The organism is Pseudoalteromonas sp. SiA1, assembly GCF_018732205.1.
Classification (GTDB): Bacteria; Pseudomonadota; Gammaproteobacteria; order Enterobacterales; family Alteromonadaceae; genus Pseudoalteromonas; species Pseudoalteromonas tetraodonis.
Genome location: NZ_CP076084.1, coordinates 2,915,083 through 2,940,882, shown reverse-complemented (window position 1 = coordinate 2,940,882; position 25,800 = coordinate 2,915,083). Strand labels below are relative to the sequence as shown.

The 25,800-nt window shown below is 40.9% G+C and carries 24 protein-coding genes; 10 read left to right on the top strand and 14 right to left on the bottom strand.

What is annotated here, in order from left to right:
* Window positions 1-237: 237 nt before the first annotated feature.
* From prmA to rsmD, 6 genes are all read right to left on the bottom strand, one after another.
* The gene (gene prmA, locus KK487_RS13630) at window positions 238-1,119 is read right to left on the bottom strand and encodes a 50S ribosomal protein L11 methyltransferase (protein WP_008114871.1); all 882 of its coding nucleotides are present in this window, start codon (window positions 1,117-1,119) and stop codon (window positions 238-240) included.
* Window positions 1,120-1,190: 71 nt separating this feature from the next.
* Window positions 1,191-3,035: an RNA polymerase sigma factor RpoD gene (gene rpoD / locus KK487_RS13625; protein ID WP_028835594.1), complete on the bottom strand. Its 1,845-nt coding sequence runs from the start codon at window positions 3,033-3,035 to the stop codon at window positions 1,191-1,193.
* 124 nt (window positions 3,036-3,159) lie between these two features.
* Entirely contained in the window at window positions 3,160-4,911 is a 1,752-nt protein-coding gene (gene dnaG, locus KK487_RS13620) for a DNA primase (RefSeq protein ID WP_028835595.1), read from the bottom strand.
* Between the two features lie 166 nt (window positions 4,912-5,077).
* Entirely contained in the window at window positions 5,078-5,524 is a 447-nt protein-coding gene (locus tag KK487_RS13615; RefSeq protein WP_016899740.1) for a GatB/YqeY domain-containing protein, read from the bottom strand.
* Window positions 5,525-5,543: 19 nt separating this feature from the next.
* Window positions 5,544-5,759, bottom strand: a complete 216-nt coding sequence (rpsU, locus tag KK487_RS13610; protein ID WP_002957797.1) for a 30S ribosomal protein S21 — start codon at window positions 5,757-5,759, stop codon at window positions 5,544-5,546.
* A 145-nt stretch (window positions 5,760-5,904) separates the two neighbouring features.
* Window positions 5,905-6,510 (bottom strand): 16S rRNA (guanine(966)-N(2))-methyltransferase RsmD, encoded by a 606-nt coding sequence (rsmD, locus tag KK487_RS13605; RefSeq protein ID WP_215521864.1) that lies wholly within the window; start codon window positions 6,508-6,510, stop codon window positions 5,905-5,907.
* Window positions 6,511-6,714: 204 nt separating this feature from the next.
* Between rsmD and ftsY the strand changes: the two genes are divergently transcribed.
* The 5 genes from ftsY to KK487_RS13580 all read left to right on the top strand — a co-directional run bounded on the left by ftsY (window position 6,715) and on the right by KK487_RS13580 (window position 13,595).
* Window positions 6,715-8,544 (top strand): signal recognition particle-docking protein FtsY, encoded by a 1,830-nt coding sequence (ftsY, locus tag KK487_RS13600; RefSeq protein ID WP_215521863.1) that lies wholly within the window; start codon window positions 6,715-6,717, stop codon window positions 8,542-8,544.
* A gap of 85 nt (window positions 8,545-8,629) precedes the next feature.
* The gene (gene ftsE / locus KK487_RS13595; protein ID WP_215521862.1) at window positions 8,630-9,307 is read left to right on the top strand and encodes a cell division ATP-binding protein FtsE; all 678 of its coding nucleotides are present in this window, start codon (window positions 8,630-8,632) and stop codon (window positions 9,305-9,307) included.
* Window positions 9,304-10,290 (top strand): permease-like cell division protein FtsX, encoded by a 987-nt coding sequence (gene ftsX / locus KK487_RS13590; protein ID WP_215521861.1) that lies wholly within the window; start codon window positions 9,304-9,306, stop codon window positions 10,288-10,290. The genes ftsE and ftsX overlap by 4 nt, the downstream gene beginning before the upstream one ends.
* Before the next feature lie 242 nt (window positions 10,291-10,532).
* Window positions 10,533-11,396 (top strand): RNA polymerase sigma factor RpoH, encoded by an 864-nt coding sequence (gene rpoH / locus KK487_RS13585; RefSeq protein WP_013465954.1) that lies wholly within the window; start codon window positions 10,533-10,535, stop codon window positions 11,394-11,396.
* Between the two features lie 327 nt (window positions 11,397-11,723).
* A complete protein-coding gene (locus KK487_RS13580; protein ID WP_036956699.1) occupies window positions 11,724-13,595 on the top strand; it encodes a methyl-accepting chemotaxis protein in 1,872 nt (623 codons plus the stop codon).
* 58 nt (window positions 13,596-13,653) lie between these two features.
* Here KK487_RS13580 and KK487_RS13575 read toward each other — a convergent pair whose 3' ends face one another.
* From KK487_RS13575 to gpmM, 4 genes are all read right to left on the bottom strand, one after another.
* Complete coding sequence (locus KK487_RS13575) at window positions 13,654-14,406, bottom strand: divergent polysaccharide deacetylase family protein (protein ID WP_215522132.1); 753 nt, start codon at window positions 14,404-14,406, stop codon at window positions 13,654-13,656.
* Window positions 14,407-14,473: 67 nt separating this feature from the next.
* The gene (locus tag KK487_RS13570; RefSeq protein WP_215521860.1) at window positions 14,474-15,739 is read right to left on the bottom strand and encodes a S41 family peptidase; all 1,266 of its coding nucleotides are present in this window, start codon (window positions 15,737-15,739) and stop codon (window positions 14,474-14,476) included.
* Window positions 15,740-15,772: 33 nt separating this feature from the next.
* Window positions 15,773-16,912, bottom strand: coding sequence for a murein hydrolase activator EnvC family protein (locus KK487_RS13565; RefSeq protein WP_215521859.1), 1,140 nt, complete (start codon window positions 16,910-16,912; stop codon window positions 15,773-15,775).
* Between the two features lie 3 nt (window positions 16,913-16,915).
* The gene (gene gpmM / locus KK487_RS13560; RefSeq protein WP_215521858.1) at window positions 16,916-18,460 is read right to left on the bottom strand and encodes a 2,3-bisphosphoglycerate-independent phosphoglycerate mutase; all 1,545 of its coding nucleotides are present in this window, start codon (window positions 18,458-18,460) and stop codon (window positions 16,916-16,918) included.
* 447 nt (window positions 18,461-18,907) lie between these two features.
* Between gpmM and KK487_RS13555 the strand changes: the two genes are divergently transcribed.
* From KK487_RS13555 to gpsA, 4 genes are read left to right on the top strand one after another with little or no spacing between them, the layout of a single operon-like run.
* Entirely contained in the window at window positions 18,908-19,339 is a 432-nt protein-coding gene (locus KK487_RS13555; protein ID WP_013465947.1) for a rhodanese-like domain-containing protein, read from the top strand.
* Window positions 19,340-19,371: 32 nt separating this feature from the next.
* Window positions 19,372-19,629, top strand: coding sequence for a glutaredoxin 3 (gene grxC / locus KK487_RS13550; RefSeq protein ID WP_010391834.1), 258 nt, complete (start codon window positions 19,372-19,374; stop codon window positions 19,627-19,629).
* 38 nt (window positions 19,630-19,667) lie between these two features.
* Complete coding sequence (gene secB / locus KK487_RS13545) at window positions 19,668-20,156, top strand: protein-export chaperone SecB (RefSeq protein ID WP_013465945.1); 489 nt, start codon at window positions 19,668-19,670, stop codon at window positions 20,154-20,156.
* Window positions 20,157-20,159: 3 nt separating this feature from the next.
* Window positions 20,160-21,167, top strand: coding sequence for an NAD(P)H-dependent glycerol-3-phosphate dehydrogenase (gpsA, locus tag KK487_RS13540; protein WP_058155280.1), 1,008 nt, complete (start codon window positions 20,160-20,162; stop codon window positions 21,165-21,167).
* Between the two features lie 65 nt (window positions 21,168-21,232).
* Here the strand turns inward: gpsA and trmL are convergent, their stop codons facing one another.
* Window positions 21,233-21,697, bottom strand: a complete 465-nt coding sequence (gene trmL / locus KK487_RS13535) for a tRNA (uridine(34)/cytosine(34)/5-carboxymethylaminomethyluridine(34)-2'-O)-methyltransferase TrmL (protein WP_013465943.1) — start codon at window positions 21,695-21,697, stop codon at window positions 21,233-21,235.
* A 106-nt stretch (window positions 21,698-21,803) separates the two neighbouring features.
* On the opposite strand from trmL, the gene KK487_RS13530 reads away from it, so the two are divergent.
* Window positions 21,804-22,685, top strand: a complete 882-nt coding sequence (locus KK487_RS13530; RefSeq protein WP_462687478.1) for a cation diffusion facilitator family transporter — start codon at window positions 21,804-21,806, stop codon at window positions 22,683-22,685.
* On the opposite strand, the gene KK487_RS13525 is transcribed toward KK487_RS13530, so the two are convergent.
* Genes KK487_RS13525 through KK487_RS13515 form a run of 3 tightly spaced genes read right to left on the bottom strand, consistent with a single transcriptional unit; the run spans window position 22,682 to window position 25,710 of the window.
* Window positions 22,682-23,626 carry an alpha/beta fold hydrolase gene (locus KK487_RS13525; protein ID WP_215521857.1) on the bottom strand — a complete coding sequence of 315 codons (945 nt, stop codon included), beginning with the start codon at window positions 23,624-23,626 and terminating at the stop codon, window positions 22,682-22,684. The genes KK487_RS13530 and KK487_RS13525 overlap by 4 nt on opposite strands.
* On the bottom strand, window positions 23,616-25,043 hold the full coding sequence (locus KK487_RS13520) for an ATP-binding protein (RefSeq protein ID WP_215521856.1): 1,428 nt from the start codon (window positions 25,041-25,043) through the stop codon (window positions 23,616-23,618). Before KK487_RS13520 ends, KK487_RS13525 begins: the two co-directional genes overlap by 11 nt.
* Window positions 25,021-25,710, bottom strand: coding sequence for a response regulator transcription factor (locus KK487_RS13515; protein ID WP_016899750.1), 690 nt, complete (start codon window positions 25,708-25,710; stop codon window positions 25,021-25,023). The genes KK487_RS13520 and KK487_RS13515 overlap by 23 nt, the downstream gene beginning before the upstream one ends.
* Window positions 25,711-25,800: the final 90 nt, after the last annotated feature.

Below are 25,800 nucleotides of genomic sequence, written 5' to 3'. Positions count from 1 at the left end.
TTTACGCAAAAATCAAAGGCTATAAATTGAACAAAAGTGACTTTTTTTTGCTCTTTTCGTATTGACATTTGATAACCGTATGACGAAGCGGTTTATTTGTGTGAATTTTGAACGGCTGTTACTTTTATAATAAAAAATCTTTATTTTTTATTATGTAAAAAAATAGTAAAGCCTGTTAAATACAGGCTTTAGATACGACTTTTGAGTTAATACTCTAAATTTTTTAATAACGCACTATTACGCTTTTTTAATGCCACTTACTCGGGTCCAATCGCCTTCAATGGCAATTTCATCGAGCTCAATAAAGGGCGCGTATATGTCAGCAACCGATTGTGCTTGTTCTTCTAAAATTCCCGACATCGCAATTTTACCGCCTGGCTTTAATAATCCTAAAATAACACTATGAAGCTCACGCAGTGGTTGCGCTAAAATATTTGCTACTACAATGTCAGCAGTAAACTCAGGTTGGTTTTCTGGCAGGTACACTTCAAGCTTGTCAGCAACACCATTGCGATTAGCATTATCTAGGCTTGCTTCCAGCGCTTGTGGGTCAATGTCTATCCCAATCATGCGCTCAGCACCCAATTTTATTGCTGCAATACCCAATATGCCTGAGCCACAGCCAAAATCGACCACGGTTTTACCAGTTAAGTCTTGGCTTTCTAACCATTTTAAACACAGTGCCGTGGTGGCGTGTGTGCCAGTACCAAAAGCAAGACCTGGATCAAGTAGTACATTGACTGCGTCTGGGTCTGGAATGTCGCGCCAGCTAGGACAAATCCAGAGTTTTTCGCCAAATTGAATAGGGTGAAAATTATCCATCCACTCACGTTCCCAGTCTTTATCTTCGAGTTGCTCAATTTTGTAAACTAAATTGTCTTTTAGCTCATCATGGCGTTTTAATAACGCAACCACTGCGTTCATATCGTGATTAGCTTCGAACAAGCCAATTACTGTGGTGTCAGCCCAAAATACAACAGTGCCAATTTTAGGCTCATAGATAGGCGTATCTTTAGCATCAATAAAAGTAACAGAAGCACTGCCTGCTTCCATTAATAGGTCACTGACTGCATCAGCAGTTGCAGCATTGGCATTGATACGGATTTGGATCCAAGCCATGTTTATTTCCTTGAAATAGAAAAAAGGCCGCTACAGCGGCCTTTTAAGTTAACTCATAATGTAACGCTAGATTATTTAGCGTCTAAAAAGCTTTTCAGTAAATCAGAGCGAGAAGGGTGACGTAATTTACGCAGTGCCTTCGCCTCAATTTGACGAATACGTTCACGTGTTACGTCAAACTGTTTACCTACTTCTTCTAACGTGTGGTCGGTATTCATATCAATACCAAAACGCATACGTAGTACTTTCGCTTCACGGGCTGTTAAGCCAGCAAGCACGTCGTTAGTTGCGCCACGAAGAGACTCCATTGTTGCCGAATCGATTGGCGAATCAATAGTGGTATCTTCGATGAAGTCGCCTAAGTGCGAATCTTCATCATCACCAATAGGTGTTTCCATTGAAATTGGCTCTTTTGCAATCTTAAGTACCTTACGGATTTTATCCTCAGGCATCATCATGCGTTCAGCTAATTCTTCTGGATTTGGCTCACGACCCATTTCTTGTAACATTTGACGTGAAATACGGTTCAATTTATTGATCGTTTCAATCATATGTACTGGAATACGGATGGTTCTTGCTTGGTCAGCAATAGAGCGCGTAATTGCTTGACGGATCCACCACGTAGCATAAGTTGAAAACTTATAACCACGACGGTATTCAAACTTATCAACCGCTTTCATCAGACCAATGTTACCTTCTTGGATTAAATCTAAGAACTGTAAACCACGGTTGGTGTATTTTTTAGCGATTGAAATTACAAGACGTAAGTTTGCTTCTACCATCTCTTTTTTAGCACGGCGCGCTTTCGCTTCACCAATACTCATGCGACGGTTTATATCTTTAATACGTTCAATGCTTAAGCCAGTGCTTTCTTCCATTGAAGTAAGTTTGCTAATACAACGAAGTATTTCAGGCTTCACTTCTTCAAGTTTAGCTGAATGCTTTTCGTTTGCTGCAATTTCAATATCAAGCCATGCTGTGTCAGTTTCGTTGTTTGCAAAATGCTTAACAAAGGTTTTCTTTGGCAGCTTTGAAACTTGAACTGCATGCTTCATGATAAGACGTTCTTGAACGCGAACTCTGTCCATCATTTCACGCATGTTATTAACCATGCGATCAAACTGTTTAGGTACGAGTTTAAAGGTTCTGAACAGCTCACCGATTTCTAAAATAGCGGCTTGAGACTCTGGATGAGAGCGACCTTTCTTATCGAATGTTTCACGTGCTTTGGTGTATAAATCACGTAAATTTTCGAAATGGATGCGCGCTTCTTCAGGATCTGGACCTGTATCTACTTCTTCTTCGTCTTCATCATCGCTGTCATCGTCATCATCGTCGCTATCATCAAGCTGTTTTTCACTTAATTCAGAACCAATGTTGGTGGCAGCAATAGGTGGTGCTTCTTCTGCATCAGGATCGAAAAAGCCAGAGATAATATCGCTAAGACGCATCTCTTCTGCTTCAAACTTATCCCACTGTTCAAGTAGGTAAGTGATCGCTTCAGGGTATTCAGCAACCGAAATTTGAACTTGGTTAATGCCTTCTTCAATACGCTTAGCGATAACAATTTCGCCTTCACGGGTAAGAAGTTCAACAGTACCCATTTCACGCATATACATGCGAACAGGGTCAGTTGTACGGCCAATTTCTTTTTCTACAGTAGCAAGGGCTGCAGCGGCAGCTTCCGCTGCGTCTTCGTCTGTCGTGGTTTCTTGCATCATTAATTCATCGGCATCAGGCGCGTTTTCGCTAACCTTGATACCCATGTCATTAATCATGCTAATGATATCTTCTACTTGATCTGAGTCGATAATATCTTGTGGAAGGTGATCATTAACTTCTGCAAAAGTTAAGTAACCTTGCTCTTTACCTTTTTGAATCAGAAGTTTTAATTGTGACTGAGGAGTTGGATCCATAGAGATTGTTTCTTCCACTCTGATAAGTTGATACAACAGGCGCCATCATGGAGTTTGCTCAAAGGCTAACCAGAATAATGTGACGCAGTGAATAGCACAGTATAACAGCCTAAATCAAATCTGACTAGCTGTTCGTTGCTTTTAACGCTGTCATTAGTAAATGACATTCTAGTCGTTCGTCGCTATTTAGGCCCTGTGTCTTGTCTTTTATTAATAGGGTCTCTAGTCGATAATTTAAACACTGATCTTCAATAAATTTGAAAGTATTTTGGAAAACAGTCTCTAAACGCTCTTCATTTATTTGATGTTGCCATGTCGCTAACTTAGTTAATGGCTCGTAGTCATCGGTGCCCCGAAATGATTCAAGAATTTGTGCGGTGGTAATGCCATCTTTTTGTAATGCTTGATGTTGTAGTCGCAATAATAAGCCAATACCCGCAATATTCATTTGAGCTAAATCGGGTAAATAGGGCACACTTTTAGCCAAGTTAGGGTGCTGAATTAAAATCCCTATTGCTTGGCGCATGGGTGTAATTTTAAATTTTCGTTCAATTGCTTGCTGCTGTTTTGGCGTTTTTAAGTGATTATTGAGTTGCTCACGGGTACGGCCAATCAATCGCCCAAGTTGCTCTAGGATATTTTCTTGGTAAAACTCACTTGGGATCTTTTCAATCAGGGGCAGTGCCGCACTGAGTAACTTAGCCTTACCGGAATCTAGTGTTAAATCAATCTCTTTACTTAGTTTATTAAACAGCACTTTAGTGAAGTCATCTGCGTTTTCAAGGCGTTGCTCAAAAGCTGCTTTACCTTCTTGTTGTACGAGTGAATCAGGGTCTTCACCATCGGGTAAAAATACAAAATGCAGTGCTTTGCCATCGTTTAAGTAAGGCAACGCATTTTCGAGTGCGCGCCACGCAGCATCTTTACCTGCACGGTCACCATCGTAACAACAAATAACTTTATCTGTGGTTCTAAATAAAGTGTGCATGTGCTCGCTGGTTGTCGCTGTACCAAGGGCTGCTACGGCATATTCAATACCTTGTTCTGCCAGCGCTACTACGTCCATGTAACCTTCAACAATCAGTACATGGTCAAGCTTCTTGTGTGCTTGTTTAGCTTCATAAAGGCCATAGAGTTCAAAGCCCTTATGAAATATGCGCGTCTCCGGAGAGTTTAAATATTTAGGCCCTTGATCGGCTTGCATTACTCGCCCACCAAAAGCAATAACGCGGCCGCGTTTATCACGAATTGGAAACATTAAGCGATCACGGAAAAAGTCGAACTGTTTGCCTGGGGTTTTCTCAGATGCGAGTTTAAGCTCAACTAATTGTTCTTTTTGTTCTTGGTTTCGCCCAAGTTGTTGGCAGAGCCCTTCCCATTCGCTGGGCGCATAACCTATCATAAACTTTTTAACGGTTGCACCGCTTAAGCCGCGACCTTTAACGTAATCGATTACCGCTTCAGAGTTACTGTGATGTTTTAACTGATGTTGATAAAAGCGTGCTGCATGCAGCATTAGATCATAGTCTGAACGTTTTTGTGCCGCTGTGCGCTCTGGTCCATTACTGCTCCCTTGTTCGCGAGGAACATCAAGGTTAAGTAAACTGGCTAGTTCTTCAATTGCATCAACAAACTCGAGTTTGTCATACTCCATTACAAAAGAAATAGCATTGCCGTTAGCGCCACAGCCAAAGCAATGATAAAACTGTTTATCTTGCGATACAGTAAATGAAGGCGACTTCTCATTATGAAAAGGACAGCAAGCTTGATAGTCTTTGCCCGCTTTTTTCAACCCTACCTTTGAGTCAATCAGGTCGACAATATCGGTTCGTGCCAATAAATCATCGATAAAGTTGCGTGGGATCTTTCCAGCCATTGTTTAAAGTACAGCCCTAAGATAAATAGAAAAGTGATGAAAACGAATTATAATACGCAAAGATTTGAACACAAATGCATAATTTTTTGAAGTACTAAATATCTAAACGAAGAAACCGAGCTCAAGGCTCGGTTTACTTCAATCATACTAAATGTATGTGGGGGTATTAGGCAGTTAATCGTTGCTTAATTAAACCTGAGATTTTGCCCATATCGGCACGACCTTCGGCTTTGCTTTTGATTATACCCATTACTTTACCCATGTCTTGCATACCTGCTGCGTTAGTATCAGCAATAGCCGCGTCAATGAGAGCAATAATTTCTTCTTCACTCAATTGTTGAGGTAAAAAAGCTTCAAGTGCTGTAATTTCATTGGCTTCAATATCAGCTAAATCATCACGCCCAGCATCTTTGTACTGAGTGTAAGAGTCGCGACGTTGTTTAACAAGCTTCACTATAACGGAGGTAATACCTGCGTCGTCTAGTGTTATTTGCTCGTCAATTTCACGTTGCTTGATTGCAGCAAGTACCATACGAATAGGGTTAAGACGTTGTTTGTCTTTGGCTCTCATCGCATCTTTTTGCGCATCTTTTAGCGTTATTAAAAGGCTCATTTATACAAGACCTAATATATTAGTATAATTTAACGCGACGAGCGTTATCACGAGAAAGTTTTTTCATGTGACGTTTAACAGCAGCTGCTTTTTTACGCTTACGCTCAGCTGTTGGTTTTTCATAGTGCTCGCGACGACGAACTTCTGAAAGGATACCTGCTTTTTCACATGAACGCTTGAAGCGACGAAGTGCTACGTCAAACGGTTCGTTCTCTCTTACTTTAATTACTGGCATTAAAAATTCACCTACCTAAATTATGAGCGTTGCTCAAGTTGATCAAACATTGATCAAGTGGTTCAAAAATGGTGCGGTATTGTAATCCGAAGCAACACCACATGTAAAGGATAATATTAACAGAAACACAGCAGCTAAAACAGTGTTAATTTATATGGCGTTGGTACAGCCTACAAAAAACCTGACCTGACTTTTTCTCTTTAATTAACAACCAGTTATTTGGTGCTTTAAACGAGGTTAGCTCAGTTTCTACTTCAACATATATCAATGCTTCGGGGTCGAGCCATTGATTATTTTCCAATAAATCACAGCATGATTGAGCTAAATTTTTGCGAAATGGCGGGTCAATAAAAACCAAATTAAATGTGTCACTGGTGTTTTTTCTCTCTAAAAACGTCAGTGTATTGGTATTAACGACTTGCGCGTTTTGTGCATCAAGCGTCGCAATGTTTTGCTCTAATTGTTTTGCTGCTTGTGAATCAAGCTCTATGAATGTGGTGTGTTTTGCAAAACGCGACAATGCTTCAAATCCCAATCCACCGGAACCGGCAAAGCAATCGAGAGTGTGCGCATCGCGGGTATCGTGCATCAACCAATTAAACACCGTTTCTTTAATTCGGTCGGTTGTAGGACGCAGACCTTGAACATCTTTTACTGGCAGTTTTCGACCGCGAAATTGGCCGCTAATGATTCTAATAACCCCATCAGCTGATTTATGAGTGGTGTTATTTTGTGTGGTTTTTTTTCTCATTTAACTCACTAAAAATTGGTATCTATGATCTAGCTCAGATAATATTGCAATCATATCACGGCGTGTCATTTTTCAACTGCGCTAAAAGTGTTACTATTATGCACCCTCGAGGATAACGTGTTGCTAAAAGCAATTATTTAGACTTAAAAGCACGCTATCATTATCGTTAGTTTATCAGATTTTTATAAGTGGTTATTAGCAAGTATGGCAAAAAAAAGTAAATTCATGTCGTGGCTCGGTTTTGGCAAGTCAGATAAAAAACAAGCAGAAGCTGATAAACAACAAGCATTCGCAAAAGAGCAGGCAGAAAAAGCCGAACAAGAGCGTTTAGCTGCAGAGCAAGCTGAGTCAGAGCGCTTACAAGCTGAAGCAGAAGCCGAGCGTATAGAACAAGCCCGAATTGCAGCTGAACAAGATCGTTTAGCACAAGAGCAAGCTGAAAAAGCTGAGCAAGAACGTTTAGCTGCAGAGCAAGCTGCGGTAGAGCGTTTACAAGTTGAAGCAGAGGCCGAGCGTTTAGAGCAAGAGAAACAGGCGCAAGCACAGCGCGCAGCGGCAGAAGAAAAACAAGCGATTGAACACGCTAATGCAGAGCTATTAGCTAAACAGCAGGCAGATGCAGAGCAACAAAGACAAGAGCAAGCCAAACGTTTAGCAGAACAAGAAGCGCAAATGCAGTTAGAGCAAGAGCGCATTGCAGCAGAAAAAGCTGAGAACGAGCGTTTAGAACAACAGCGTATTGCAGCAGAACAAGCTGAGAACGAGCGTTTAGAACAACAGCGCATTGCAGCAGAGCAAGCTGAGAACGAGCGTTTAGAACAACAGCGCATTGCAGCAGAGCAAGCTGAAAATGAGCGTTTAGAACAACAGCGCATTGCAGCAGAGCAAGCTGAAAATGAGCGTTTAGAACAACAGCGCATTGCAGCAGAACAAGCTGAGAACGAACGTTTAGAACAACAGCGTATTGCAGCAGAGCAAGCTGAGAACGAGCGTTTAGAACAAGAGCGTCTGGCTGCTGAAGAGGAGTCTGAACGCCTAGAGCAAGAGCGACTGACCGCAGAGCTTGCAAAGGAAGAAGCTATAAAAGCGGAAAAACCTAAAAAAGAAGGTTTTTTCTCTCGCCTCAAAAAAGGCTTACTGAAAACACGCGTTAATATTGGTTCTGGCTTTGCCTCACTTTTCAGCGGTAAAAAAATTGACGATGAGTTATTTGAAGAATTAGAGACTCAGTTACTCACTGCCGATCTTGGTGTTGATACCACAATGAAGCTAATCGATAGCCTGACCGACGCCGCTGATCGCAAGCAGCTTAAAGATGGTGATGCGCTTTATGAATTAATGAAGCAAGAAATGGCAACTATGCTGAAAACAGCAGAGCAGCCTTTAGAAATACCAGCAGACAAAAAACCTTTCGTTATCCTTATGGTAGGTGTAAACGGCGTAGGTAAAACCACCACCATTGGTAAAATGGCGAAACAATTTCAAAACCAAGGTAAATCGGTAATGCTTGCTGCCGGTGATACATTTAGAGCCGCAGCAGTAGAGCAGCTTCAAGTTTGGGGTGAGCGTAATAGTATTCCTGTTATAGCTCAGCACACTGGTGCTGATAGCGCCTCAGTGGTATTTGATGCCTTTCAAGCCGCTAAAGCGCGTAATGTTGATGTGTTAATTGCCGATACAGCAGGGCGCTTGCAAAATAAAGATAACTTAATGCAAGAGCTTGAAAAAATAGCCCGTGTGATGAAAAAAGTAGACCCAGATGCACCGCATGAAGTGATGCTGACAATTGATGCTGGCACAGGCCAAAATGCTATTAGCCAAGTAAACTTATTTAACCAATGTGTAGGTCTAACGGGTATCACACTATCAAAGCTTGATGGCACCGCTAAAGGCGGGGTTATTTTTGCCGTTGCTGATAAGTTTAATATTCCTATTCGTTACATTGGTGTAGGTGAAAGTATTGATGATTTACGCACCTTCAAGAGCGATGACTTTATTGACGCGCTATTTAGCCAAGATGAGGACGACGTTTAATTTACCAAAAGGGAGCCTGCTCCCTTTTTAATTGCAAGGAATACCAATTGCGTTAGGACGTTTAATGAGGTTGGCATAATAAAAAATGATAAATTTTCAGCAAGTAAGTAAAACCTATGCCGGTGGGCATCGCGCGCTTGAAAAAGTGAGTTTTCATATAAAACCAGGCGAACTGGCTTTTTTAACGGGCCACAGTGGTGCCGGTAAAAGTACACTTTTAAAGCTTATTAGCTTGATGGAACGCCCTTCTGCGGGCAATGTGTTTATCAATGGCGTGGATTTAAATAAGTTAAATTCACGACAAATTCCGTATGCACGCCGCGACATTGGTATTATTTTTCAAAATCATCGTCTATTAGAACGATACACGGTGTTCGATAACGTTGCTTTGCCCTTAATTATTGAAGGGACTCACCACAAGCAAATAGCCAAGCGTGTGCATGGCGCGCTCGATAAAGTGGGCTTGTTAGGTAAAGTACGCTGTCATCCCTCCACACTCTCTGGCGGTGAGCAGCAACGTGTGGGGATTGCACGAGCCATTGTTAATTCTCCTCCTATACTATTAGCTGATGAACCTACCGGTAATCTTGATCCTGAGTTATCGATGGAAATATTACGCCTGTTCGAAGATTTTAATAAGCATGGCACCACGGTTTTAATTGCCACCCATGACTTGGGGTTAGTATCACGAATGAAGTATCGTAGCTTAACGCTTCATGATGGGCGGATGAGCCAAGATCCACTGGCTGAGGGTGTATTATGAGTTTACTGTTCAAAAGCCGTCAAAATAGTAATGATAAACAAAAAAAATCCGTATTCTCTGGCGGTTACTTTTTCATTATTAATATTTTTCGCCAAGGTGTGTACAGTCTTGGGGAAATGTGGCGCACGCCATTAGCCTCTATGATGACCATTGCTGTACTGGGTTTGAGTTTAACCTTGCCCGCAACGTTATACTTAGTGGTTAAAAATGTTCAGCAAGTGAGCAGTGGTTTTGAGCAAGCCAGCGAAATATCCTTGTTTGTAAAAGAGGGTATGAGTGAGCAAGAAACGCAAACTTTAGTTAAACGCTTAGCGCTATATCCTGAAATACAAAGTGTGACTTTTATTTCTCGCACTGAGGCTTTGGATGAATTCAAAGAAATGTCTGGGTTTGGTCAAGCTTTAGAATACCTAGATAGTAACCCATTACCGAATGTGGTTTTAGTTACACCAACCCAGCGACATAGCCAACCTAATGCGGCTAAGCTATTGCTTAAAAAACTTGAAGGTGAACGCGAAGTTGATTTTGGTAAGCTTGATATTGCTTGGCTTGAACGTTTAAATGCATTACTCAGTTTGTTAAAAGAAAGTGTAATTACGATTGCGCTATTATTACTGACCTCAGTGACGCTTATTATAGGCAACACAATTCGTTTATCTATTATGGATAAAAAAGAAGAAATACAGGTAATGAAGCTCGTAGGGGCAACTAATACCTTTATTCATGCCCCCTTTTTATGGACTGGCATTTGGTATGGCGTGATTGGCGGATTGTTTGCTTTTATTTGCGTAGCATTAATGATGTGGTGGCTATCTGCTGCGGTAAGCAGTGTTGCAGGGGTATATCAAACCAGCTTTACGCTAATAGGGCTTAGCCTTAATGAATTTGGCGCGTTGGTATTGTTGGCCACTAGCTTAGGCTTTATTGGTTCTTACTTATCGGTTAACCGTTACATCTCAGAAATAGAACCCGATAAGGTTTAGGGCCCTAATATAATTCTTAAAACTGTCATGTTTTAAGTTTAAAATTATAAAAAAGCCAAAGCAAAAAGATTAATCTTTGCTTTGGCTAAATCAATTCATAGGTTATTCAGTCGCCTAGTGTAGACTGACTTAACACTAAAAAAACCACTTGATTTATGATTCAAAAAAGTTTTAAATTCAAGTTAGCACTCTTGCTAAAAGAGTGCTAAGATGGTTTCAAATGTTTATCACCGAGGTGAAAAATGAGTAAAGATTTATACGCAATGGCACTTACAGTTGGGCAACAAAGCGCAAGTATGGATGGCTATCTTCAAGCTGTTAGTACTATTCCTATGCTTAAAGTTGAGCAAGAGCAGGAACTTGCAAAAAAACTTCAGGAAGAAGGCGATCTTAGTGCTGCAAAGCAACTCATTATGTCGCACCTGCGCTTTGTAGCGCACATAGCAAAAAGCTACTCGGGTTACGGGTTACCACAAGCTGATTTAATTCAAGAGGGTAACATTGGACTGATGAAGGCAGTAAAACGTTTTGACCCATCAGTGGGTGTACGTTTGGTTTCATTTGCGGTTCATTGGATCAAAGCCGAAATTCATGAGTTTGTGCTTAAAAACTGGCGTATCGTAAAAGTTGCGACAACCAAAGCGCAACGTAAACTGTTTTTTAATCTTCGTAAAAACAAAAAACGTTTAGGCTGGTTTAATCAAGCTGAAGTTAGCACAGTAGCGAGCGAGCTAGGTGTGAGTGAAAAAGAAGTGCGTGAAATGGAATCGCGTATGAGCGGCCAAGACATGGGCTTTGACTTAACAGGCGACGATAACGACGATGCGCCAACCAGTACTTACTCACCAGTGCAATACTTAACGGATGGTTCTGCTGACTTAGCCGATGATATTGAGCAGCAACAATGGCAAGAGCAGTCGCATACGCGATTATTTAGCGCTTTGAAAACCCTCGATGAGCGTTCTCAAGATATCGTTAGCGCACGCTGGTTGTCAGATGATAAAGCAACACTGCAAGAGTTGGCTGAAAAATACAGCGTATCAGCAGAGCGTGTTCGCCAGCTGGAAAAAACAGCAATGAAAAAATTACAAAGCGCGATGAGTTAATCGTACTTAAAAAGTTATAAAGCCCTGCATGAAAATGCGGGGCTTTTTTTTAGTTAAAAAAAGAGGTTAACAAAAAGTATCGTTTTTCTTATTTTGCTTACCTCTAGTCACATCTGTATATCTTTTAATTAAATATACCCTAGTTAAAGTTAATGAATAAGTTTGGTTTTAATTTAAATACATGATTTTAGTTTGTTTTTAATTTGGGTATATGAAAATATTCGCGCACCTGAGCGACTTGTCGTTCAAACCGTAGCCTAAATTAAATTATTAATTGCTGTGCTTATTGCCTTTCAATTTCATTTAACGCGAGTATTTACACTCAATATGAACTCATATTCACTAAAGAAAAAGATCTTGCTATCGGTGGTTCTTGCCCTAGCCGTTATTATTGTATTGCTATCGTGGAATAGCTACACCTCTCAAAAAGCGTTACTGTTAAAAAGCAGTATTGATAATGTAAGTCAGTCTGGTAAGCAACAAGCTGCGAGTATTGAAGATTGGCTAGCTAGTCGTCAGCAGATCATAGAGTCAGTTGCGAGTAAGGTTGAGGGCAATACGCTCAGTGCATTACAGCAAGCCCAAGTGTCCGGTGGTTTTCAATTAACTTACTTTGGAGATAGTATCGGGAAAATGACTGACTCTGATCCAAGTATTGATCGAACCGGCTACGACCCGCGCACTCGTCCATGGTATAAACAAGCACAGCTGAAAAATGGCACCGTAATTACCAAACCTTATTTAGATACTGCGTTTAATCAGTTGGTTGTTTCTATTGCTAAAACCACACAAAGTGGCGTGGTAGCGGGTGATTTATCGATTGAGTCTTTAGTTAATGATGTTAATACTATGTCTTTACCGGCAAATGGGTATGCCATCATGATGCATCAAGATGGCACTGTGATTGCCTATAAAGACACTAAAAAAGTAATGGCAAATATTACGCATATTGACTCGAAAATAAATCACCAATTCATTTTATCTAATAGTCAAAACGGTGAATTTACTCCCCTTTATTTTAAAGATGAAGGCCGAGAGAAGCTTGTTTGGGGTGAAAATATAAATAATACCGATTGGCAGTTGCTATTTGTATTGGATAAAGAAACCTTAGAGGCACCGTTAATTAGTTTATTAGTAACTCAACTCGTATTAGTCAGTGTGGCACTTTTATTGAGCGTGTTGGCTATTTCATGGTTATTAAGTGTGTTGCTTGCGCCGTTAAGCCGAGTATCTCAAGCGTTATCAACAATTGCTGATGGTAACGGTGATTTGACCCAGCGTATTAGTGTTGATACACAAGATGAAGTTGGGGTACTGGCTGATAGTTTTAATCGCTTTGTAAGTAGCCAGCATGAGCTTATAAGCCATATTCGCCAGTTAGCTACTGATTTAGATTTTGATGCAGAGAAAAGCTTAATCACTAATCAAAACAGTGTCAGTGAGTTGCAGCGTCAGCAACAAGAAGTGGCGATGGTTGCCACTGCGGTCACAGAGATGGCAAGTGCAACCCATGAGATTGCTGCTAATGCCGAAAATACCGCGACGGCATCACAACAGTCAGCGCAAAGTAGTCGTGAAGGTAAACTGTTAGTTGATAAAACCAGAAATACGATTAATTCACTTGCGGGTGAAATAGACCAAACGACCACCGTCATTGGCGAACTAAGCTTACATGCTCAGGCTATATCGAGTATTTTGACCACAATTCAAGAAATTGCTGAGCAAACAAATCTATTAGCACTCAATGCCGCAATAGAGGCTGCCCGTGCTGGTGAACAAGGGCGTGGCTTTGCAGTGGTTGCCGACGAGGTGCGTGTACTATCAAGAAGAACGCAAAACTCCACAGCAGAAATTTACACCACCATAGAAACCTTACAAAATACGACCAAAAAAGCAGTGAGCTTGATGGACAGCAGTAAGGGATATGCTAACAATAGTGTGGATGATGTTAATGCAGCAGCTCATGCACTAGAGGAAATCACCTTAGCAGTGAATGAAATTTCTGATATGGCGGGTCAAATAGCGGTTGCAGCAGAAGAGCAAACGCAAGTGACTAATGAAATTACTAGAAATACGGTCGCCATTAAAGATGTAACCGATGAAATTACTACCTCAGCAACTGCACATTTAAGCCAAGCTGAAGTATTAAAAGACAGAGCTACAGATTTAAATGCTAAAGTAGCAACATTTATTTTATAAATATAATGCGCATAAGTGAGTTAAATTAACTGATGGGTTAGGGGGTTTACTTACCCCATCAGTTTAATGAAATAGCTTCTTGCTGAGCTATTTGTACATATTTACGTTCGACCAGTTGCGATACTGGCACCAGTTCAAATCCTTGCTCACTTAATTGCGGCAAAGCGTGGCGTAAAAAATCGATGGTTTCGGGATAGGGATGCGCTATTGCAATGGCAAATTGATACTTAGTTGCTTTTGATTTTAGCTCTTCTAATCTTAATTGTAGTTGCTCTGTGGTCGTTATATTGTCTAAAAATACATGTCGGCTAATGTTTTCCACTCCCAAAAAGTTGGCTGCATTCTGAGCTTGGCTTAATTCAGTTGTACGGCTATCAAGAAAATACAGCTGGCGTTTTTTGAGTACTTCCATGGTCCATTTCATTGCTTGGCTTTGTTGAGTCAGCGCAGAGCCCATATGGTTATTAACTCCTTTAACTTGCGGTAAACTGGCCAGCGCATTCCCGAGCGTTTGTTGAAGTTGTGCTTTATCCATATTTAAAGTGAGCGCACCAGGCCCGAGTTTTTTACCATTTAAAGCCTGCATAGGAACATGCAACAGGAGCTCTTTATTTGACTGACTAGCAAGGGTTGCAAATATTTGAGAATAGGGGGTGTGGGGCAATATTGAATAGGACAACTGCCCAGGTAAACTCAGGAATTCTAAATCACGTTGATGATAACCTATGTCATCGATCACTATGGCTATTTGCTTGGCTTTAACAGCACTCGATGTTGCAAATAAGGCTAAAAACAGCCCAGTTAACACCATTAAATTTATAGTTTTCACGTTTTATAATTTTTATTATCTTTGTCGTGTTTAAAATAATTTACCGAATTTAGTGCATGTTGAGTAGCTGTTTTGCCTTAGTTAACTGGATATCGGCTAAATCTTCAGTGCTAAAAACGGTGTTTTGTTCTAATTGTTCATTTTTTATTATAACGGCTTTATTTGTTTGTGGAAGCGTTGTTTGATTAATCGCCACATTCGGGGTCACGCCAATACCTTCAATCGATTCACCTGATGGCGTAAAGTAGCGTGCGGTAGTTAGTTTTAAGGCGGTATCACCATCGCCTAATGGAATGAGTGATTGTACCGACCCTTTGCCAAATGACTGACTCCCCACTATTTTTGCACGCATATTTTCTTTTAGTGCTGCAGCCAGTATTTCTGCTGCAGAGGCTGAGTTTTCGTTAATCAGTACGACAATAGGTGCGCCTTTTAAAATATCGCCGCGTTTAGCGTAAAACGACTGATTAGAATCATAAAAACGTCCTTTGGTTGTTACTATTAGACCATCTTGTAAAAAGAGATCTGCCACAGCAACCGCGCTTTTTAAAGTCCCGCCAGGGTTGTCTCGTAAATCAATAATTAAGCCTTTTAATGCGTGGCCGTAATGGTTTTGCATAGCGGCTATTTGTAAGGCAACTTCATGCAAGGTGTGGTTTGAAAAGGTATTTATAGCAATATAACCGCTACCCGCATCAAGTAGTTGCTTAGTTACACTGGCCAGTTTTATTTGTTTTCTGCTGAGGTTAAATATGAGCGGTTTTAGATTGTTATTTCGGATAATACTTAGTTGTACTTTATTGTTGGGGCTGTCTTTAATTTGCTGCGCGACTATATCAATAGGACTATTTTTAATCTGCTGATTATTAACTGCTGTAATAATATCGCCAGCTCGCAGGCCGACTTGTTTAGCAGGCGAATTATTAATTACTTTAACAATCGTGGTGCGCTGCTCAATATTTTTGACCTCAATGCCTAAGCCAGTATAGCGACCATTGGTATTATCAAATAACGCATTTAGCTCATTTTTATCTAAATATTTAGAGTAGGGATCGAGTTTAGAGTATAAGCGTTCAAATTGAGAGGTGTTGTATTCAATGTATTCACTGTTATGCAGTGCTAAATCATCAACGTAGTAGGTATGAATATTAAACAGTATTTCATTTATTTTTTGGCTTTCTAAATCTTTGACCGAACTGGCATGAGCATTATTTATAAAGCCAAAAAGTGCCAATAAAAAAAATACCTGCAAACAAAACCAAAATATTGATTTTTTTTGTGATACTTTTTTTTGGCAAATGTGTGTGTTTATCATAACTGCCTCTACTAGGATGCAGTTATTTTAAGATTAAATACGTCTGCACCATTTTATGGGATTAACAGCACGCCCTTTGTGGCGTATTTCAAAGTATAGACCAGAATCGGCTTGTCCACCGCTTTGCCCAACTAAAGCAACGCTTTCACCCTCTCTGACCATATCACCTACATCTTTGAGTAAGGTTTGTGCATGCCCGTATAAGCTCATAAAGCCTTCACCGTGGTCCACAACAATCACCCAGCCGTAACCTTTTAACCAATCTGCAAATACCACCTGACCGTTATGAATGCTATTTACTGAAGTGCCCTCTGCAGCAGAAATTAACACGCCTTTCCAGTTAATTCCGCCGTGCTTACGTTGGCCAAACTTGTGCGTTAGTTTGCCTTTACTCGGCCAGCTTAATCTTCCTTTATTTTTATTTAGGCCCAATAGCTCAATTTTTGTGGTTTTTTCTTCTTCAAGTTCTTTAATAGTTGCGATAAGCGTTTGTTCGTTCTCTTCTAAGTAACTAATTGAATTTTTTGTTTTATTTAACTGCTGTTTTAGATTTTTTAGGCTGGCTTGGCGCTCATTTTTAGCGTCAAGAAGCGCTGCTTGTCGCCTTTTTTGTTCATCAAATAAAGCAACTAGCTTTTCTTTTGTTTTTTCAAGCTCAGCTTGGTTTTTCGCAATTTCTATTTGCAGCGCTTTAAGTTCATCAAGCTGCTTTATGCGGGCTTTATTTAAGTAGTTGTAATAGCTAAGCGTACGTTCAAATTTAGCGGTATCTTCTTGGTTAAGCAGCATTTTTGAATAGTCATCACTATCTGCCATATAAGCACTTTTTAACTGTGCTGCTAACACACGCTGAAATTGGGCTTGTTGTTTTTCAAGCTTTGCCGCGCGTTGTTGTTGCTCTGCTTGCTGTTGTTGTGTTTTTTTAACAGATTGCTCAGCCATATTGAGTGCTTTAGCGTTTTTCGCTATAGCGAGTTCATGTGCTTTTAGCTTTTGCTGCTGTTTAGCTATTTCTTTTTGCTGTTGTTGATATTCAGCTTGGCTTTGCTCTAAAGCCACTTGAACTTGGGATAGGTCTTTTTTAGTACGATCTTCATTAGCCACGGCAACGCCAGTGACTAATGAATGCAGTACACAGATACACGCAATGACGCGGTATGCGCTTTTTTTCATAGGTTATTTCAACACCATAATTGGCGACCCTGTCATTTCTGCAGGTTGCTCTAACCCCATTAAATGCAGCATGGTTGGGGCAACATCGCTCAAGGCTTTGCCTGAATAAGCTTGCGCATCGCGACCTACATAAATAAACGGCACGGGCTCACTGGTATGTGCTGTGTGCGCTTGGCCTGTTTTAAGGTTTGCCATTTGCTCTGCATTGCCATGATCGGCGGTAATAAGTGCTTCGCCGCCATATTCTTTCAATGCATCCACTACACGGCCAATACAGTTATCTACTGCCTCACAGGCTTTAACTGCAGCCTCAAATACACCTGAGTGACCGACCATGTCGCCATTAGGGTAGTTACAAATAATGGCATCGTATTTTCCACTTTTTATTGCTTCTACTAGCTTATCGGTAAGCATTTTTGAGTTCATTTCTGGCTGCAAATCATATGTTGCAACCTGAGGTGATGGAATAAGTTCACGGGTTTCGCCGTCAAACTCATCTTCTCGTCCACCACTGAAGAAAAAGGTAACATGAGCATATTTTTCAGTTTCAGAAATACGCAGTTGAGTTTTACCTTGTTTTTCAAACCATTCGCCAAGTACGTTATTAAGCGGCGTGGGGCCAAAAGCAACAGGCGCATCTATATCGGCTGCGTATTCAGTCATCATCACAAAGCCGCTAAGCTTAGGCGATTTTTTCTTATTAAAGCCGTCAAAGCCAGGCTCTACAAAGGCGCGGGTTATTTCGCGTGCGCGGTCTGCTCTAAAGTTTGCAAATATAATGGTGTCGCCATCATTTACTTTTACAGATTCGCTGCCTTTAGGAGTGATCGTGCTGGCTGCTACAAATTCGTCATTTTCATCGCGCTCATAAGCGGCATTTAGTGCACTTACGCCTTCTTCATAATCAAAATCGCCTTCACCTAAGGTGATCAAATTATAGGCTTTTTCAACACGGTTCCAGCGGTTGTCTCTGTCCATGGCATAGTAACGGCCAATTAGTGAGGCTAAACGGCCACATTTAAGTTCGCTAAATAAGGCTTCCATACGCTCAATAGACGCTTTAGCACTACGCGGTGGTGTATCGCGTCCATCTAAAAAGGCATGAAAGTACACCTCTTTAGCGCCGCGTTTTGCAGCCAGTTGTATACTGGCAACAATATGATCTTCGTGGCTATGCACGCCACCTGGACTTAACAGTCCCATAATGTGTACAGCTTTGTTGGCATGAACGGCTTTATCAATGTTTTCAACAAGTGCAGGAGTTGTATCAAATTCGCCATCATCAATGGCTTTGGTGATACGGGTAAAATCTTGATACACAATACGGCCTGCGCCTAAATTAACATGGCCCACCTCAGAATTACCCATTTGGCCATCAGGAAGACCGACATCTAAACCCGATGCTGAAATTAATGTATGAGGACGTGTGGCCCAGAGCTCATCTAATACAGGGGTGTTAGCAGCTAAAATAGCATTGCTTTGCTCATCTTCTCTGTATCCCCAGCCATCTAAAATCATTAATACCAGTGGTTTTTTATGCTCTGTCATAGTCACTCCTGAAAAATTAGCGTTGCTAAAATACACGCTAACATTAATGCCAACATGCCAAGCCTTAGCATACCGCGTTTTATAGCTAGGATCAGCAATGAAAAGTAGATATTAAAAATTTTCAATTAGGATTGGCTAAATTGAAAACTTTAAAGGGCTAGGTTATTTTTCAGTTAAAAAGAGCAGGGCATTGTGGCTTTCAAGCGTGCTTAAACTCGCATTTTTAGCTGATTTGGGTATACTTGCGCGGCTAATCTCTATTTTATTCAAGTATTGAATAGGGTTGTGGGGTAAGTTAAGCCTATCTTGTAGGTGAAAATTCAGAGTAGCCTAACAGCGCTCTATTGATTTGCTGATGAGTAACTGCTCATTGTGCAAGTGCAATTGGTAAGAATTTAAAATATCTAAAACATCCGTTTTAGTATGTAACTTTATAGTGGAAGTCGAATGGATCAATATATTGAATTTGTCTCAAACCATCCAATTCTAAGCCTAGCTTGGGTTGCGATTGCGTTTCTTATTATTAGTGGCGCAATAAAAAGTAAATTTTCAGCAATTCGTCAAATCAATCCTCAGCAGTTAACGTTACTTATTAACCGCGAAGACGGCCAGGTTGTTGATATGCGTGGGCAAAAAGAGTTTAAAACCGGCCATATTGCCGGTGCTGTGCACTTAAACCCAGAAAAAGCTAAAGAATCTGATTTCTCAACCCTTGAAAAGTATAAGAGCAAACCCATTATAGTGGTATGTGCTGCAGGCATGACTGCCTCAGGTGTTGCAACCGCAATGCATAAAGCAGGCTATGAACAAGTTTATGTTTTATCTGGCGGTATGGGTGCGTGGCAATCAGCAAGTCTGCCAACAACAAGCGGTCGCTAATATCTCTTAGCTAAACCGATTAAGGATTAATTATGAGTAACGTTGTTTTATACACCAAAGGATATTGTCCTTTTTGTCATCGCGCATTAGCGCTGTTAGACAGCAAAGGTGTAGAATACACAAACATTGATATTGGCGTTCAGCCAGAGCTTCGCGATGAAATGATCGCCAAAGCCGGTGGCGCAAGCACGGTTCCACAAATTTTTATCAACGATGAACACATCGGTGGCTGTGACGACATGATGGCACTAGAAGCACAAGGTCACCTTGACGCTAAGCTGAGTGCTTAATTTAATTAATTATAATAAATAACAGGTTAGGAATAACAATGAACGAACAAAATCAAAACGCAGCAGCAGAAGCTGATGCAGGTGCACAGTTTACTATTCAACGTATTTACACTAAAGATGTATCGTTTGAAACGCCAAATTCGCCAGCTATTTTTCAAAAAGAGTGGGCTCCAGAAGTAAAATTAGATTTAGATACACGCTCTAACAAACTTGATGAAGGTGTTTACGAAGTAGTGCTTGCACTAACTGTAACGGCATCTATCGGTGAAGAAACTGCGTTTTTATGTGAAATTCAACAAGCAGGTATCTTTACGATTGCTGACGTTGAAGAAATGCAATTAGCGCACATGCTAGGTGCATTTTGCCCTAACGTGTTATTCCCATACGCACGTGAAGCGGTATCTAACTTAGTAAATCGTGGTACGTTCCCACAACTTAATCTTGCGCCAGTTAACTTTGACGCATTATTTGCACAGTACATGCAGCAACGCACAGCGCAAGCTGAGCAGGCTACAGCAGACGCTTAATTTATGAATACAGCCACATCAGCTGTTACTGTTTTAGGGGCGGGGTCGTATGGCACCGCCCTTGCTATTTGTTTAGCCCGAAATGGTCACAAAGTGACTTTATGGGGACGCAATAGCCAAGACGTTGCGACGCTTGCAGCTGAGCGAAAAAATCAACGTTACTTACCTGATATTCCTTTTCCTGACACTTTAATCCTTGAAGCAGATTTACAGCGTGCAACGCAAAGTAGCGATATTGTTTTGGTTGTTGTGCCAAGCCACGCATTTGCTGACACATTAAAGCAAATCAAACCTGCTTTGCGCCCAAATGCAAAAATAGCATGGGCCACCAAAGGACTAGAGCCAAATACTGGGCGTTTGTTACAAGAAGTAGCAGTGCAAGAGCTAGGTGAAGAGGTGCCACTAGCGGTGCTTTCGGGGCCAACTTTTGCCAAAGAAATGGCTAAGGGCTCACCAACCGCTATTTCGGTGTCATCAACTTCATCAGCATTTGCGAAACAAATTGCCGATTTATTACATTGCGGTCGATCGTTTAGAGTGTACAACAATGACGACTTTATTGGCATACAGCTTGGTGGTGCGGTTAAAAACGTGATTGCTATTGGTGCAGGGATTTCTGATGGTGTAGGCTTTGGTGCAAATGCACGTACCGCGCTTATTACTCGTGGTTTAGCAGAGTTATCGCGTTTGGGTTGTGCCCTAGGTGCAAAACCAGAGACCTTTATGGGGATGGCTGGTTTAGGCGATTTAATTCTAACCTGTACCGATAATCAGTCACGCAACCGCCGTTTTGGTTTAGCCTTAGGTCAAGGTGAGAGTGTTGATGATGCGATTGCATCAATCGGCCAAGTAGTTGAAGGCTTTAGAAATACCAAAGAAGTGTACTTACTAGCTCAACGCGCTGGTGTTGAAATGCCAATTACCGAGCAAATATACAAAGTACTCTATGAAAATAAAGACATGAAAGCAGCTGCTATGGCGCTATTAGGTCGTGAACAAAAGTCAGAATAAATGCTTCACTATTCTTTAATAATAAAAAACCGACATAATGTCGGTTTTTTATTATTGGTAAATAATTACTGCGCGTTTACAAAGCCAAGCTGGCGCCAAGATTCATACACAAACACAGCTACTGCATTAGACAGATTCATACTGCGACTATCGGCTTGCATAGGTATACGCACGCGTTGCTCGTTTGGCAGTGCTTGAATCATGTCATCAGGTAAGCCTCGGGTTTCTGGTCCGAATACTAAGCAATCACCCGCTTCATACTGTGCTTGATGATGAAATTGGCTACCTTTAGTGGTGCAAGCATACACTTTTTTAGGTTGGCACTTTTCTAAGTAAGCATCAAATGAGGCATGGCGTTGTACATGGCTAAATTCGTGATAGTCAAGTCCAGCGCGTTTTACACGTTTGTCATCCCACTCAAACCCTAACGGTTCAATTAAATGCAATGAATAGCCAGTATTGGCACATAAACGAATGATATTCCCGGTGTTAGGCGGAATTTCAGGTTGGTATAAAACAATATCCAGCACAATAAGCCCTATAAAATCTTTAATTTGACTGGCTCAGTATACACGAACAATGAATAAAAAATGATATACTACAAACATTAAATACATCTTACACTTGGACAGATACGTGCATAATCGCAGTTATGAATTTTGGGTCAAAGCTTCAAGCATAGTGACCATGGTCATGGTGAGCCTAATGATTGCGACCAAAGCATGGGCTTGGCTGGCGTCGGGTTCGGCGTCGATGCTTGGCTCACTCACTGATTCATTAATGGATATTACCGCGACGCTAATGAGCTTTTTAGTTTTATCGTATGCACTGCGTCCTGCGGATGATGACCACCGGTTTGGTCACGGTAAAGCGGAGGCGCTTGCAGGGTTAGGCCAAGCTGCATTTATTGCGGGCTCGGGCTGTTTATTAATGTTTCACGGTATCGAGCGATTAATAAACCCAGTAGAGCTTTCGCACTCATTATTAGGTGTATGGGTGAGTATTTTTGCCATTGCTTGTACCTTGGTAATTGTATTTGTGCAAAATAAAGTCGTGAAGCACACAGAATCAATCGCTATAAAAGCCGACTCCGTTCACTACAAGGGCGATTTAATTTTAAATGCGGCGGTATTGCTTGCTATTTTACTCGCCTATTATGGCGTACTGTATGCCGACCCATTGTTTGCTATCGGTGTGGCAGGTTATTTATTGTATAACAGTTGGGATATAGCAACCGAAAGTGCCTCGCATTTAATGGACAAAGAGCTACCCGATGAAGAAAAGCAAAGTATTTTTGAAATAGCGCGTAACCATAATGATGTTTATGGGGTGCACGGTATTCGCACTCGACAGGGCGGTAAAGTTAAGTTTATTCAACTGCATTTAGAGCTTGATGACAATTTACCGCTTATTCGTGCCCATAAAGTGGCAGATGAAGTGGAGCTGATGATCACTCAGCAATTTGAATCTGAAGTTGATATTTTGATTCACCTAGATCCGCTGTCGCTTAGTAGTTAACCTATTGAATCACAAAATTTATAAAGGCTTGTTAGCAATGGTTGGCGAATTTCGTCCCGCTCAAAAAACAGCTCGTGCTTAGCCCCTTTAAACTGCTTTATTAGGGTGTTTTTATGTCGGCTTGCAAGCTTATGCTGGGCTTGGTTATCAACCACTTCGTCATTTTCTGCGCTGGCTATAAATAACGGGGTTGTTATGGATAGTTTATCGAGCGCTTTAATAAATGAAAAAACAGTATGCAGCCAGCCATAGGTAACACCGCCTAATTGTAATAGTGGCGTTTGCTGATAAGTTGCCCTAAATTGATCATAGCGTATTTGGCTACTGGTTAAAGTGTTAAGCGCAAACTCTTCAGGTGTATAATCGCTTTGTCCTAACGCATAACACCCTGAGAGCCCTAATAATGACGCACTGGCGGCGATAAACTGTGCTACGGGTTTTGGTATTCCTTTAGTATGAATATCAAACATGGGCGCAGATAAAAACGCCCCACTAAAGTCATGTGAGTAACGTGCTAAGTAATCAAACGCAATAGCGCCGCCCATTGAATGGCTAAGCAGTAGTTTTTTACCTTGCCAATGCTGCTTTACCACCTCAAGATTGAATTGATTGAGATCGTGACTGTAATCTTCAAATTGTTTGACATAGCCTTTATGAGGGTTTTTTAATAACCGATAAGAGCGCCCTTGGCCTTGGTGATCAACAATAAAAACAGCAAAATTATTACAATAAAGCTCCCAAAGCAGCTCTTTGTATTTATCGAGTCCTTCAATGCGCCCAGAACTAATAACAATGGCAGTGTGAGCCTGTTTAGGCTTAGCGTAAGCATAAAATAATTTACCGGCAGCCGTGCTTAAATAGGCTTTTTTGAGTGTATTAGTATAAAACTCATTAATGGCAGGTAGGTTATTTTCAAGCTCGCTTTCATTGCTATAAAACATGGTCTCTCTTTTGTATTGGTAAGCTTATCTCAACGCATAACCCGCCAGCGTCCTTATTTGATAAAGCTAAATTTCCGCCGTGGGCAATCACCGCATTTTTTGCAATGGCTAAACCCAGCCCAGTGCCGCCGCTGACTCGATCGCGGGCGTCTGATTGCCTAAAAAATGGCTCACATAGTTTATCAAGTTGCGCTGCGGGAACGCCAGGGCCGTCATCACATATTTGTATAGTAATGATATCACTGTGTTTTAAGGTGATCCTAATAGTATGTTGTGCGTATTTAATTGCATTACGTAAAATATTTTCTAGAGCACTGGCAATCAGCATTTCGTCGCACTCTATATTTACCTCAGCATCACCTTGAATATGCAGCGTTTTATTGTGCTGTTTTGCTTCAAACTGAGCATCGTTAATCACATGGTCAACAATAACTTGTAACGACTGCGCCTGCAGTGATAAAGGTTGGCTATTGGCTTCTAAGCGCGATACCTGCAATACATCGGCTATCATTTTATCAAGTTGATTTGCTTCTTTTTCAATACGCAATAAATACGATTGGCTGGCCTCACTCGCTTGCATTTGCGCCAGCCCTGTGGCCATTTTTAAGCGTGTTAGTGGGGAGCGCAATTCATGGGATATATCGGCAAGTAAACGCTTTTGAGCGCTAAGTAGTTGCTCTAATTGATCAGCCATACGGTTAAAATCGCGTCCTAAAACTCCAAGCTCATCTTTTCGTTGACTATTTATTGCCGCGCGCGCACTTAAATCGCCATTTGAGAGCCTAATTGCGGCTTGTTTTAAACTATTTATAGGGGCAATTAAGTTACGACTAAATAAAAAGCTTAATGTAAGTGAGGCGATAATGGCGATAGAAATTTTTAACCAAACCGGCAACAATCTTAAGCGAATAAAGAGCGGTCGCTGTTGATTTATATCGATTTCATATAACTCAAATTCGCCTTCAGGTACTCGAATGCGCACAGGGCCAAAAGCTTGATAGTATTCAGTAAAAATAACTTGTGGAGACATCCCCTTGCTAAAGTTAAGTAAGCTTAAATCAATATTGTTCTCAACATCTTTACTGATCAAAACCTCATCGCTGTTTTGTGAATTTAAATAAAGTAATTTACGTTTAGTTAAACGCGGATGAGTAATAATGTCATGAATAGATCGCTTGTGTTTATGTGCGCTGCGCTCGATAGCTCGTGCTAGGTATTCTAGGTTTTTCTGCATTGGTCCTTGCAGTGGGTCATGGCTAATAGCATTGATCAGCGAAATATTACTTAAGAAAAATAGCGCAGTAAAAGTGCCAATGATCGTTAGCCAAAACCAAGCAAAGACTTTAAAAAACAAATAATGTCGAGGGTGTCTTAACCAGCTAAAACGCGTTAATTTACTCTCCTTGGATAAAGACATAACCCGTCCCTCGAATAGTTTTAATTTTTTCACCCGCGATATGCTCGGCTATTTTTTTTCGAATATTACTCACATGCATATCAATAGAGCGATCAAATGACGCTAAACGCCGTCCTAGTACCTCTTCGCTTATTTGCTCTTTGCTTATAACATCAGGAGCGTGTTTTACTAATAAAGCCAATATTTCGTATTCGGTACCCGTAAGCGTGAGTGTGGTGTTATTTACACTGGCTTCACGCGTGGCAAAGTTAATAGTAATACCGTTTAAAGAGAGCTTTTTATTATTGTTATTGCTTACACTATTAATGTGTTCAATACGGCGGGTAATGGCTTTAACGCGGGCAAGGAGTTCGCGGTGGTTAAACGGTTTTGGAATATAGTCATCAGCGCCGAGCTCTAAACCAAAAATACGGTCAAAGTCTTCACCTTTAGCGGTCAACATAATCACCGGCGTTAATTTACTTTGCCTCAGTTGTTTGAGTACTTCAAAGCCATCTATAGAGGGCAACATAACATCAAGTAATATAAGCGCGTAATCGTTTTGTAAAGCAAGCTCTAAGCCTTGTTGGCCATCATGTGCGGTTTGTATGCTAAAGCCTTGTGCGCTCAAATACTCGCTTAATAGCTCACATAAACCTGTGTCATCATCAATCATTAATAGTTTCATACATTAAGCCCTACGCGCTGTTTTATGATTTTATTTTACGCGTTTAATGTACTAAAAGTTAGTCTTTACATAACCTTTACACTGCTTTGC